The following is a 12,310-nucleotide window of genomic DNA, read 5'->3' on the forward strand; positions in this document are numbered from 1 at the left end:
CGATGCAGTAAGGAAAAAGGCGCGGCAGGTCTCAGGGTTAATCCGAACCATGCAGTGCTTAACAAAGGGCTTTCCTGTATAATCCCGCTTTTCTTTAATTAACCAAATGCGATTATTTTGACCAGCTCCCAACTTTCCTGGCAAGACCTGCAGCCGAATATTACCGGATACGCGTCCGTTTTCTCCCGTATTACCGAAGAAGAGACCGATAGCCTGGCGACGGTACAGCCGCGTTTGCTGAATGCGCTGGCCTGTCTCGATCAGCAGGCCGAGGGCTTTCCCCTTCTGCTGGTATGTAGTCAGGAGAACCTGGACTACCTGGAGCTTATCGCGCGCCAGATGGAGCGTATCGCCACCGAACCCGCAGCACTGTTCGGCGGACATTATCATATTATCGCGGATAACGTGACCCTCCAGCCGCCCGGCGATGCCTCGCATCCTTTTACCGGCAGCGGTCAGGTTCATTTCGCGGAGTGGATTGAGAACGACCAGCTGTTTGGCTGCGTGCGCCTGCACCGCGATCGCCTCCAGCTTGAGCCGGGCCTGATTCACCGCGCCAACGGCGGAACCCTGGTGCTGTCGCTGCGCACCCTGCAGGCGCAGCCGCTGCTGTGGCTGCGCCTGAAGCGCGCTATCCAGCTCGGTCGCCTTGAGTGGCAGTCGCCCGATGAGCGTCATCCCCTGCCGGTTTCCATTCCCGCGCTTCCGCTAAGCCTGAAGCTGGTGCTCTGCGGCGACCGCGATGCGCTGGCGGCATTTCAGGAGAGCGATCCTGAACTGCACGAGATGGCGATCTATACTGAATTCGAAGAGAACATGCAGATCGTCGACGAAGACGATATGCTCGCCTGGTGCCGCTGGGCGCAGGATGTCGCGCTGCAGGCGGGCCTGCCCGCTCCGCAGGTCGACTTCTGGCCGCCGCTGATCCGCGAAGCGGTGCGTTACACCGGCGATCAGGAAGTGCTGCCCCTCTGCCCGCGCTGGCTGCTGCGTCAGATGCGCGAAGCCTTCGCGCAGGAGAACGCCCTCAGCGAGGCGGCGCTGGTCAGCGCCCTTGACGTGCGCACCTGGCGCGAAGCGTTCCTCGCCGAGCGCATGCGCGACGAAATTCTGCTGAAGCAGATCCTGATTGAAACTGAAGGCGACGTCGTTGGCCAAATCAACGGCCTCTCCGTGGTGGAGTTCCCGGGCCATCCGCGCCCGTGGGGCGAGCCCTCGCGCATTACCTGCGTCGTCCATCCGGGCGACGGCGAGTTTACCGACGTCGAACGCAAAGCTGAGCTGGGCGGCAATATCCATGCTAAAGGCATGATGATTATGCAGGCGTATCTTATCGCCGAGCTGGAGCTGGATCAGCAGCTGCCCTTCTCCGCATCGCTGGTGTTTGAACAATCCTACTCGGAGGTCGACGGCGACAGCGCCTCGCTGGCTGAACTGTGCGCCCTTATCAGCGCGCTGGCTAATCAGCCGATTAACCAGCAAATTGCGGTAACAGGATCGGTGGATCAGTTCGGCAACGTGCAGCCGGTGGGCGGCCTGAATGAGAAAATTGAAGGCTTCTTCGCGATTTGCAACGAGCGTGAACTTACCGGCCAGCAGGGCGTAATTATTCCGGCGTGCAATGTGCGTCACCTCTGCCTGAGCCAGGATGTAGTCGACGCCGTTGAGCAGGGCCGTTTTCATATCTGGGCGATCGATCGCGCCGATGAGGCGCTGCCGCTGCTGACCGGTATTGTCTGGCACAGCGAAGAGGAGAACGGCGACGCGCTGCTGCGCCGCATCCAGGATCGTATTACCCAACTCAATCAGCAGGAAGCGAGCCATCGCCCCTGGCCGCTTCGCTGGCTAAACTGGTTCAACCAGAACTGATTGAATTGCCCGGCGTACAGCTGTTCGCTAAACTTCGTGCTTCACTAAAACAAGGCTTATTGAAAACATGGTTGATAAACGCGAATCCTATAGCAAAGAGGACCTGATTGCGTCAGGTCGCGGTGAACTGTTTGGCGAGAACGGTCCGCCGCTTCCGTCAGGCAACATGTTGATGATGGACCGCGTGGTCAAGATGACCGAAGATGGCGGTAAGTTCGACAAAGGCTTCGTTGAAGCCGAGCTGGATATCAATCCGGACTTGTGGTTTTTCGCCTGCCACTTTATTGGCGATCCGGTGATGCCGGGCTGTCTCGGCCTGGATGCGATGTGGCAGCTGGTTGGGTTCTATCTGGGCTGGCTGGGCGGCGAAGGCAAAGGCCGCGCGCTGGGCGTAGGCGAAGTGAAATTCACCGGCCAGGTGCTGCCGACCGCGAAAAAAGTGACCTACCGCATTCACTTCAAGCGCGTCATTAATCGTAAGCTGGTGATGGGCGTCGCCGATGGCGAAGTCTTCGTAGATGGTAACCTGATTTACTCTGCCAGCGATCTGAAAGTCGGTCTGTTTAAAGACACTAACGCTTTCTGATGGCACAAATGAAAACCTCCGCCTGCGCGGAGGTTTCTTCCTTTTCCTGACGGTCGATTACGCCGTAACCGCCCTGTCCTCCATGGCTTGTCGCCAACCTCCCAACCAGTGAGACTTAGCCTCAATCATCTGATACGGACACATCTCTTTTGAGCGTCCTGTAATACCGGCCTGGTAGCCACGTGAGTGAGCGCGTTCAAGGCGGTCTCGTTTCTGTCTCTTCATACTCCGTATCCCTCATATCAGGTCTGTGGAATCTGGTGGAAAGAAATAGAGTGGCGAATAATTACTCAGCCACTATTAAGTTCTACCCGCCCCGCCTCGAAAGGTCAATGCGCAAATTTCACGCCAGTGTCATCATTTTGACGCGAAATCGCCATGTTTTCGCCTGCGCGCAGGACCACGCTTTCGCTTATCGTCCTGAAGCGGCAATAAAAAAAGCTCCCGATCGCCGCCGCTTTTCGCTGACGGCAACCGGGAGCTGAACACCATCTTTAGCAAATTTTATTCTGTGGTTATCGCCGCGTTGGCAATCTGCTGCGCAGTTTGCTGCCAGCCGATAGCCAGAGTGCGCACCAGCGCGTCATAGCCATCTTCGTTCTGCGGCAGCGCCAGGTCGAATCCCTGCTTCACCACACGTCCGTTATGCTGCAGCACCCATTCGCCACTCACCACGGCGCGCCCGTCATAGCGGCCCTGGAATCCGGTTACCGTGACGCTCAGCGTGTCATGCTTTTCGCCCAGCGGCGCGGCGGAAACCAGCCGCCCCGGCAGCGCCTTGCTCAGGTTCGCCACCAGCGTTTGCTGCAGCTGCTGATCCAGCGGGCTGGCCCAGAGATTATTGGCAGCGATAACGTATTTCACGTCGCTGGTCTGGTAAACCAGCCCGTTACCCGCCAGATAATCAGGCACCGCCACCTGCTGAACCCATAGCGCTGGCGGCTGCGCGTCGCCGCCGCTGCGTACCTGCATCGCCGCCGGCTTCGACGGCAGCTGGTAATAGGTGTTATTGATGGTGCTGCTGCATGCGCTCAGCAGCAGCGCGGCGCATAAAACGGCTCCTTTTCTCACTGTTTCGCCCTCTTTGGCTGTGGATCCTGACCCGGTTTGGCCTCGAAGACCAGCGCGTTGCTCTTGGTATTAAGGGTTTTCAACACCGGCTGCAGTTCGCGCAGCACCTGATCGAGTCGCTGCATATCGCCCACCAGCTTGTTGTACGCCGGCGAGCCTGGCTGCAGCCCCTTCATGCTGCGATTCAACTCACGCAGCGTTTGCTGCATATCTTCCGGCAGCGTTTTCATCGCCGGGCTGGCGGTGATCTGGTTAAGGTTTTTCAGCGTGCCCTGCATTTCACGCAGCGTACGCTGGCTCTCTTTCAGCGTGCCGGTCGCCTCGGTCACCACGTTGTTAAGCGGCAAGGCGTTGATCTTGTCGAGCGCCGCCACCAGCTTCTGCTGGATCTGGCTCAGGCCACCGCTGGTGGTCGGAATAATCTCGTAGCCTGCGATTTTGTTCGGGCCTTTATAGGCCGGGACGTTATCGTAGAAGTCGAGATCGATATAGAGCGAGCCAGAGAGCAGGTTGCCGGTTTTCAACGAGGCGCGCAGGCCGCGTTTTTTGCCATCCTGCAGATGTTGCTCCAGATTAAAGTCCTGACCCAGTCTGGCGATAAAGCGGTCAGGCTCAATGCGGATCAGCACCGGCACGCGATAGTCGTTATTCAGCGCCTGATTCACTCCATCGGTCATAAAGGGCGCCTGTGCGACCGTTCCCAGACGAATGCCGCGGAACTCAACCGGCGCGCCCACCTGCAGGCCGCGAATCGAATCGCTGAAGAACATCAGGAAATCGACGTGATTGGTGTAGAGCGAATCCTGAATGCTGCGCTGGTCGTCGAACAGATGGTAGTCGGCGTTGTTCGCCGCGGCCTGGCCTAAATCCCAGCCGTCCGGCACGTCGAAGCTGACGCCGCCGCTGAAGAGCGTAGTCAGCGAACCCATCTCCACGCGCATTCCCGACGCCGACATATCCACCGCGATGCCGCTGTCTTTCCAGAAACGCACATTGGTGGTCACCAGCCGATCGTAGGGCGCAGCGATAAACAGCTGATAGGTCATCATGCGCTTATCGGTATCGAAGGTGCTGGTCTCCACGGTGCCGACGCGATAGCCGCGGAACAATACCGGATCGCCGGCGTTAAGCTGCCCCGCTTTTTTGCTGTCGAGGGTAATGCGGATGCCTTTTGCATCAGGCGGTGCCAGAGGCGGCGCGTCGAGCAGCTGATAGCGCTCTTTCGGCTCCTCTTTTTTGCCGGGCTGCAGCTCAATATAGGCGCCGGAGAGCAGCGTATTGAGGCCAGTCACCCCTTCGCGGCCAATCTGCGGCTTCACCACCCAGAACACGCTGTCGCCGTACAGCAGCTTTTCCATGCCGGAGTTAAGCCGCGCGGTAATCTCAACGTGATGCAGATCGTCGGTCAGCTCCGCTTTTTCCACTACGCCGACGTCGACGCTGCGGCTTTTGATGGTGGTTTTACCCGCTTCGATGCCTTCCGCGTTTTCCGTAATCAGGGTCACTTCCGGGCCGAGGTGGCTGAAGTGGTAAAACAGAATCCATCCGCCGATCAACAGCGTCACGATGGGGACAATCCAGACCGGCGACCAGCGTTTAATCTGGTCGACTTTGGCATGGCCGTGGTTACTTTCCGTCAAGGCGCGGCTCCTTTGTAGTGTGTTCCCGTACGCGATCCCAGGTCAGGCGCGGGTCAAACGTCATAGCGGCGATCATGGTCAAGATCACCACCAGCGCAAACAGCAGCGCCCCGGTTGCGGGATAAACATTCATCAGTTGCCCCATGCGCACCAGCGCAGAGAGCACGGCGATAACAAACACGTCGATCATCGACCAGCGGCCGACAAATTCGACGACTTCATAAATCAGGTGCATCCTTTCGCTGTCGCGCTGGCCGCGTCCGCTGGCGTTCCAGCAGAGCCAGCCAATCGCCAGCATCTTCAGCGACGGCACCATGATGCTGGCGATAAAAATCACCAGCGCCACCGGGTAGGATCCGTCGCTCCAGAGCAAAATTACGCCTGCCATAATGTTAGACGGATAAGGCGTCCCCAGGGTTTCGGTCACCATAATCGGCAGCAGGTTGGCGGGAATATAGATCATTAGCGAGGTAAACAGCAGCGCCAGCGTCCACTGCAGGCTGTGCCTGCGGCGCGCTGCTGCAACCACGCCACAGCGCGGGCAGTCGGGGTGATCCACAGCAAGAATCGCGGTGCAGCACGGACAGGAGCGCATGCCCTGTTCCAGCCCGCTGACACCTTTTTCCGCCGCATGCGGCAGCGGCGGCATCGGCGCGATCTGGTTCCACAGCCAGCGGCGGTCCACGCACTGAAAGGCGCGCAGCTGCAGCAGGCAGAACAGGCACCAGGGCCAGAAGCTGGTCTCGAGGCCAATATCGCCGTAGGCCATCAGCTTAACAAAGCTGACCAGTACGCCGGCCATAAAGATCTCCGCCATCCCCCAGCTGCGCAGCTGAAACAGAATGCGCGCCAGCCCCAGGCGCAGGCTGGGCGGCATCGGGATGCGGTTCACCAGCAGAATAATGGTCAGCATGCAGAGCGCAGGGATCGCCTGAACAAACACCAGGAACAGCGTGGCCAGACTGCTGTAATCCTCTGACACCATCACCTGCGGGATCTGCAGCAGCGAAATCTGGCTGCTGAACCCCGCCACCTTCATGGTGATAAAGGGGAACAGGTTGGCCAGCAGCAGCATAAACAGCGCCGCCAGCGCGTAGCCGGTTGGCCGTTTGCGCGGCTCCGGCCAGTTAGCAGTCAGCACCGTATGGCAGCGCGGGCAGGACGCGCGGCTGCCCTGCGGCACGTCCGGCAGTTTTACCATTAAATCGCACTGTGGACAGAGCATCCACGGCTGGCTTTCAGCGGCTGAACACATCCCGATACCCTTATGGTTAGGCGCCGTTTTTCAGCGCTTCCAGCTCTTCCCAGCGCGCAAACGCTGTTTCCAGCTCCTGCTCGGCCTGCGCCAGCGCATCCAGCACCGGCTGAGTCTGATCGTGCGGCTGGCTGAAGAAGTCAGGATGGCTCATTTTCGCCTGCAGCTCGCCGATGCGCGCCTCCAGCGTCTCCAGCTTCTGCGGCAGCTGTTCCAGCTCGCGCGTCAGGTTATAGCTTAGCTTGTTGCCGCCGCGTTTCGCGCCATCATTTTTCTCCGCTGCGGGTTTCGCTGCGGCAACGGGCTTCGACGCCTGAGCACTTTTCTGCTGTTTGTAGGCCGCGCGCTGCTGCTGCGCGTCGTGATAGCCGCCGACAAAGCTGCCGATTTCGCCGTTGCCTTCAAAGATCCAGCATTCGGTCACGGTGTTATCGACGAACTGACGGTCGTGGCTCACCAGCAGCACGGTGCCCTGATAGCCGTCGATCAGCTCTTCCAGCAGCTCCAGCGTTTCGACGTCGAGGTCGTTGGTGGGTTCATCGAGGATCATCAGGTTGCTGGGGCGCAGAAAGAGGCGCGCCAGCAGCAGGCGGTTGCGCTCGCCGCCGGAGAGCGCGCGCACCGGCGTCATGGCGCGTTTCGGATGGAACAGGAAGTCCTGCAGGTAGCCGAGCACATGACGCGGCTTGCCGTTGACCATGACCTCTTGCTTGCCTTCCGCCAGGTTATCCATCACGGTGCGATCGGGATCGAGCTCGGCGCGGTGCTGGTCGAAGTAGGCAACTTCCAGCTTGGTTCCGCTGTGTACGCGGCCGCTGTCCGCCTTCAGCTGCTGCAGCATCAGGCGCAGCAGCGTGGTTTTGCCGCAGCCGTTCGGGCCAATAAGGGCGATCTTGTCGCCGCGCTGCACCTGGGCGGAGAAGTCATGTACCAGCGTTTTGCCGCCCACGCCATAGTTGACGTGCTCCAGCTCGAAAACAATCTTGCCGGAACGTGAGGCTTCGCCGACCTGCATATTGGCTTTGCCCATCACCTCACGGCGCTCGGAGCGCTCGCGACGCAGCGCTTTTAGCGCCCGCACGCGGCCTTCATTACGGGTACGACGCGCCTTGATGCCCTGGCGGATCCAGACCTCTTCCTGCGCCAGCTTGCGGTCAAATTCGGCGTTCTGCATCTCTTCAACGCGCAGCGCCTCCTCTTTCCCTTCCAGGTAGAGATCGTAATTTCCCGGCCAGGAGACCAGCTTGCCGCGATCGAGATCGACGATGCGCGTCGCCATATTGCGGATAAACGAACGGTCATGGGAAATAAAGACGATGCTGCCGCTGAAGGTCTTCAGGAAGGTTTCCAGCCAGTCGATGGTTTCGATATCGAGGTGGTTGGTCGGCTCGTCCAGCAGCAGCACGCGCGGGTTGCTCACCAGCGCACGGCCCAGCGCCGCTTTACGCAGCCAGCCGCCCGACAGCGACGACAGCTCGGTATCGGGCTGCAGGCCGATCTGCTGCAGCACGTCGTTGATGCGGCTCTCCAGCTGCCACAGATTGTGGTGGTCGAGGATGCTCTGCAGGCGGCCCATCTCGTTGAGGTTCTTCTCGCTGGGATCGAGCATCACCGCATGGGAAATCGCGTGGTAGGCCTTGAGGTGTTCGGCCTGCTCTTCCACCCCTTCAGCGACAAAGTCATAGACCGAACCGGTAATATTGCGCGGCGGATCCTGCTGCAGACGCGCCACCACCAGGTCTTGCTCAAAAATAATGCGGCCATCATCCAGCGGCTGTTCGCCGTTGATGATCTTCATCAGGGTCGATTTGCCCGCGCCATTGCGGCCGACCAGACAGACGCGCTCGTTCTCTTCGATATGCAGCTCGGTGTTGTCGAGCAGCGGCGCGTCGCTGAAAGAGAGGTAAGCGCCATGAATACTGATTAATGACATCTGAACTTATTCCTTACCGGCGTGAGTAATCAGCCAGCAGTTGTGAATTTGACGGTTGCGGGCAAAATCCTGCGACAGGGTTTTCTGGGTAATGTCCTGCGCCTTCAGGCCCAGCGACGCCAGCCCGTCGAGATCCATTTTAAAGCCGCGTTTATTGTTGGAGAACATGACGGTGCCGCCCGGGCGCAGCAGGCGTTTCAGGTTGCGCATCAGCATAATATGATCGCGCTGCACGTCGAAATCCTCTTCCATACGTTTGGAGTTAGAGAAGGTCGGCGGATCGATAAAGATCAGGTCGAAGGTCTCATCGCTTTCGCGCAGCCAGCTCAGGCAGTCGGCCTGCATCAGGCGATGCTGACGCCCGGTCAGCCCGTTCAGGCGCAGGTTGCGCTCCGCCCACTCCAGATAGGTGCGCGACATATCGACCGTGGTGGTGCTGCGCGCGCCGCCCAGCCCGGCGTGCACGCTGGCGCTGCCGGTATAGGAGAAGAGGTTGAGAAAATCTTTATCCTTGCTCATTTTACCGAGCATATGGCGCGCGATGCGGTGATCGAGGAACAGGCCGGTATCGAGATAGTCCGTCAGGTTGACCAGCAGGCGCGCGTTATACTCCTGCACCTCGAAGAAATCGCCCTTCTCGCCGAGCTTCTGATACTGATTTTTGCCTTTCTGGCGCTCGCGCGTTTTCAGCACCAGCCGGTTGGCGGGCAGTTCCAGCACGCTAAGCGTCGCACCGATAACGTCGAACAGGCGCTGGCGCGCTTTCGCGGCGTCGATGGTTTTCGGCGGCGCATACTCCTGCACCACCACCCACTCGCCGTAGCGATCCACCGCTACGTTATATTCCGGCAGGTCGGCGTCATAGAGGCGATAGCATTCAATGCCCTCCTGACGGGCCCATTTTTCCAGCTTCTTCAGGTTTTTGCGCAGGCGGTTAGCGTAATCTTCCGCAATCTGCGCGCCGCCTTCGCTGCTGTTTGCCGCCAGCTGATAGTTTTTCTGTACGCACTCGATCGGGCCGTTTTTCGCCTTGAACTGGCGCTCAGCGCGCAGCTGCAGGCAGCTCAACAGCTCAGGGGAGCCGCTGAACAGCGACAGCGTCCAGCCGCCAAAGTGCTGTTTCATAATGCGGCCGAGCTGGCTGTGCAGGGCAATAAGCGCCGGCTCGCTCTCCAGACGCTCGCCGTAAGGCGGGTTGCTTAACACGGTGCCGTGCTGCTCGCCCGGCAGCGGGTTTTTCAGCTGCAGCACATCCTGACGCGCGAAGGTAAAGAGATCGGCGACGCCGGCGCGGCGCGCGTTAGCCTGCGCCCATTCCAGCACGCGGCCGTCGCTGTCGTAGCCGAAGAAACGCGCCTGCGCGGCGGCGGTGCCGGCGCGCGCGCGCTGCTGCGCCTCGCTTTTCACTTCGCGCCACAGCGCATCGTTATGCTGACGCCAGTGGGTAAAGCCCCAGCGGCTGCGCAGCAGGCCTGGCGCGCGGTCGCAGGCGATCAGCGCTGCCTCAATCAGAAGCGTGCCGGAGCCGCACATGGGATCGAGCAGCGGCGTGGTCGGCTGCCAGCCGGAGCGCAGCACGATGGCCGCCGCCAGGTTCTCCTTAAGCGGCGCCTGGCCGGTCTGCTGGCGATAGCCGCGCTGATGCAGCGCGTCGCCGCTCAGATCGAGCGCGATGCTGGCGCGATCTTTATTCAGCCAGACGTTAATGCGGATATCGGGCTGCTCGCGATCCACGTTGGGACGCGGCAGCTTCTGACGGGTAAAGGAGTCGACAATGGCGTCCTTGACCTTTAATGCGCCAAACTGGCTGTTGCGAATCGACTCGTTGGTGCCGCTGAAGTGCACCACAAAGGTATGCTGGCTGCCGAACAGTTCGGTCCAGTCGATACTTTGTACGCCGACGTAGAGATCGAGATCGCTGTAGACGCCGAACTCGCCGAGCGGCAGCAGAATGCGGGATGCCAGCCGGCTCCACAGCAGACTCTGATACATCGTACGGTCATCGGCTTCAAAGTGAACGCCTCCCTGTACCACCTGCAGATCCTGCGCGCCCAGCGCGTCCAGCTCACTTTTTAACAGCTCTTCGAGCCCACGCGCCGTACTGGCAAAGAGAGAATTCATATCGTCACTATTACTCTTGAGAAAATTGCTGCGCATTATACCCTAAATAAGCGGCATTGTTGGAAGGCTACGCGCGCGGCTCTGGCCCGGCCGCTAACGAGGCTATAGCGTCCCGACGCCATGTATCATAAAGTTAGCTTCTTTTGCCGCCCACGCCCGCTTATCTGGAGATCGCCATGCTCACGCTGTCCCGTCTGTTTATTCATCCGGTCAAATCAATGCGGGGTTTACAACTTTCCCACGCGCAGGCGCTGGAGAGCGGGCTGGCGTTCGACCGCATTTTTATGGTGACAGAGCTGGACGGCACCTTTATTACCGCACGCCAGTATCCCGAGATGGTGCGCTTTACCCCGGCGCTGCTGGCTGATGGCCTCTCTCTTCAGGCGCCCGACGGCAGTCAGGCAATGATCCGCTTCAGCGATTTCGCCGCGCAGGAGGCGCCAACGGAAGTATGGGGCAACCAGTTTACCGCACGCATCGCGCCTGACGCCATTAACGCCTGGCTCAGCGCCTTTTTTCCTCGCCCGGTGCAGCTGCGCTGGGTTGGACCGCAGCCGTCGCGCCGGGTAAAACGCTTTGAGGACGTGCCGCTCGGCTTCGCCGACGGCTTTCCCTTTTTACTGATCAACCAGGCCTCGCTGCAGGATTTACAGCAGCGCTGCCCGGCCAGCGTGCGCGCCGAACAATTTCGCGCCAACCTGATTGTCAGCGGCGCGCCAGCCTGGGATGAAGACAGCTGGGCAACGATGCAGATCGGCGGCGTGATCTTCGACGTGCCCAAACCCTGCAGCCGCTGCGTCTTTACCACCGTCGGCACCGAAAGCGGCCGCAAACATCCAGAGGGCGAGCCGTTAAAAACCCTGCAGGGCTTCCGCAGCACGCAGGACGGCAGCGGCGATATCGACTTTGGTCTGAATTTGATTGCGCGCGGCAGCGGCATCGTGCGCGTCGGGGACGAGGTGCAGGTGCTGGCGCGCCATACGCCGCGCGCCTACGGGCCTGGCGCGGTGGTAGAAACCCTTAAGCCGCAGCAGCAATCGGCGGCGACGGTGTCGGTCACCTGGCAGGGGGAACGGTTTCAGGGCGATAACCAGCAGGTGCTGCTGGAGCAGCTGGAGCAGCAGGGCTTTAAAATCCCCTACTCCTGCCGAGCGGGCCTGTGCGGCAGCTGTAAAGTGACGCTGGTGTCAGGAGAGGTAAAAGCGCTGAAGAAAAGCGCCATTCGCGACGACGGCACCATTCTGAGCTGCAGCTGTATTCCAGCCGGTGATATTGAACTGGCGTAAGGATTAGACCGCGTAAGCGAAGCGCGGCGCGCTCTCCGCATGGTGCGGCAGCAGGCGATCGTTCATGATTTTAATGGCGTCGCCCAGCACCATCTGCTTGCCCGCCAGGGTAAGCCCAGGCTGCGCCAGTAAACAGAGGGTGGCGTTGCCGCCGCTTTCTATTGCCAGCAGCCGCGCCTGTTCGCCGTTTTCCGCCAGCGTGACCTCTACCATATCTCCCGCCTCAGGCTGCAGCACGCAGGTCCAGGCGGTGAAATGCCAGCTTTTCGGCATCAGCGGCTTCAGGAAACGGCTCGCCACCAGCGCGTTAAGCGTCAGCTCGGCGCGCTGATTAGCGCTAAGCGAACTCTGCCGGCAGCGTTCTTCAAAGGTGTAGTAGAGGGCGGCGTCGTCAACGCTAAATCCAGTCTGGCGGAAGGCGTCGGGGGTCAGCATTTTACGGGGAAAGCGAGAGCGGAACAGCATACCGTCAGCCAGGTCCAGCATCATCCGGTCATGGTCGGCATCAAAATACCAGCGCCAGTTATCGTCAGGTTTCATCTTCATAAT

Annotated in this window: 10 protein-coding genes; 3 read left to right on the plus strand and 7 right to left on the minus strand. The window is 59.9% G+C overall.

The annotated features are described in order from the left end of the window. Nucleotides 1-111: 111 nt before the first annotated feature. Complete coding sequence (locus tag LB453_RS15235) at nt 112-1,869, plus strand: Lon protease family protein (RefSeq protein WP_224481777.1); 1,758 nt, start codon at nt 112-114, stop codon at nt 1,867-1,869. A gap of 67 nt (nt 1,870-1,936) precedes the next feature. Then, complete coding sequence (gene fabA, locus LB453_RS15240) at nt 1,937-2,455, plus strand: bifunctional 3-hydroxydecanoyl-ACP dehydratase/trans-2-decenoyl-ACP isomerase (RefSeq protein WP_033751185.1); 519 nt, start codon at nt 1,937-1,939, stop codon at nt 2,453-2,455. Between the two features lie 57 nt (nt 2,456-2,512). Here the strand turns inward: fabA and rmf are convergent, their stop codons facing one another. From rmf to rlmKL, 6 genes are all read right to left on the minus strand, one after another. Further along, on the minus strand, nt 2,513-2,680 hold the full coding sequence (gene rmf / locus LB453_RS15245) for a ribosome modulation factor (RefSeq protein ID WP_103795388.1): 168 nt from the start codon (nt 2,678-2,680) through the stop codon (nt 2,513-2,515). A 279-nt stretch (nt 2,681-2,959) separates the two neighbouring features. Further along, a complete protein-coding gene (gene pqiC, locus LB453_RS15250; RefSeq protein ID WP_103795387.1) occupies nt 2,960-3,526 on the minus strand; it encodes a membrane integrity-associated transporter subunit PqiC in 567 nt (188 codons plus the stop codon). Beyond that, entirely contained in the window at nt 3,523-5,166 is a 1,644-nt protein-coding gene (pqiB, locus tag LB453_RS15255) for an intermembrane transport protein PqiB (RefSeq protein WP_103795386.1), read from the minus strand. Before pqiB ends, pqiC begins: the two co-directional genes overlap by 4 nt. After that, nucleotides 5,153-6,421: a membrane integrity-associated transporter subunit PqiA gene (gene pqiA / locus LB453_RS15260; RefSeq protein ID WP_103795385.1), complete on the minus strand. Its 1,269-nt coding sequence runs from the start codon at nt 6,419-6,421 to the stop codon at nt 5,153-5,155. Before pqiA ends, pqiB begins: the two co-directional genes overlap by 14 nt. A gap of 16 nt (nt 6,422-6,437) precedes the next feature. Beyond that, a complete protein-coding gene (locus LB453_RS15265) occupies nt 6,438-8,354 on the minus strand; it encodes an ABC transporter ATP-binding protein (RefSeq protein ID WP_103795384.1) in 1,917 nt (638 codons plus the stop codon). Between the two features lie 6 nt (nt 8,355-8,360). Further along, nucleotides 8,361-10,475 carry a bifunctional 23S rRNA (guanine(2069)-N(7))-methyltransferase RlmK/23S rRNA (guanine(2445)-N(2))-methyltransferase RlmL gene (rlmKL, locus tag LB453_RS15270; protein WP_103795383.1) on the minus strand — a complete coding sequence of 705 codons (2,115 nt, stop codon included), beginning with the start codon at nt 10,473-10,475 and terminating at the stop codon, nt 8,361-8,363. A gap of 176 nt (nt 10,476-10,651) precedes the next feature. On the opposite strand from rlmKL, the gene LB453_RS15275 reads away from it, so the two are divergent. Continuing rightward, the gene (locus LB453_RS15275) at nt 10,652-11,761 is read left to right on the plus strand and encodes a YcbX family protein (protein ID WP_103795382.1); all 1,110 of its coding nucleotides are present in this window, start codon (nt 10,652-10,654) and stop codon (nt 11,759-11,761) included. Nucleotides 11,762-11,764: 3 nt separating this feature from the next. On the opposite strand, the gene LB453_RS15280 is transcribed toward LB453_RS15275, so the two are convergent. Further along, nucleotides 11,765-12,307: a cell division protein ZapC gene (locus LB453_RS15280; protein WP_103795381.1), complete on the minus strand. Its 543-nt coding sequence runs from the start codon at nt 12,305-12,307 to the stop codon at nt 11,765-11,767. Between the last annotated feature and the right edge of the window lie 3 nt (nt 12,308-12,310).

Source organism: Pantoea agglomerans, from assembly GCF_020149765.1.
GTDB classification, from domain to species: domain Bacteria; phylum Pseudomonadota; class Gammaproteobacteria; order Enterobacterales; family Enterobacteriaceae; genus Pantoea; species Pantoea alvi.

Coding starts and splice junctions, on each gene's coding strand:
- LB453_RS15280 (WP_103795381.1), bottom strand. CDS start 12,307: ATGAAGATGAAACCTGACGATAACTGGCGCTGGTATTTTGATGCCGAC.
- LB453_RS15265 (WP_103795384.1), bottom strand. CDS start 8,354: ATGTCATTAATCAGTATTCATGGCGCTTACCTCTCTTTCAGCGACGCG.
- rmf (WP_103795388.1), bottom strand. CDS start 2,680: ATGAAGAGACAGAAACGAGACCGCCTTGAACGCGCTCACTCACGTGGC.
- LB453_RS15275 (WP_103795382.1), top strand. CDS start 10,652: ATGCTCACGCTGTCCCGTCTGTTTATTCATCCGGTCAAATCAATGCGG.
- pqiA (WP_103795385.1), bottom strand. CDS start 6,421: ATGTGTTCAGCCGCTGAAAGCCAGCCGTGGATGCTCTGTCCACAGTGC.
- fabA (WP_033751185.1), top strand. CDS start 1,937: ATGGTTGATAAACGCGAATCCTATAGCAAAGAGGACCTGATTGCGTCA.
- rlmKL (WP_103795383.1), bottom strand. CDS start 10,475: ATGAATTCTCTCTTTGCCAGTACGGCGCGTGGGCTCGAAGAGCTGTTA.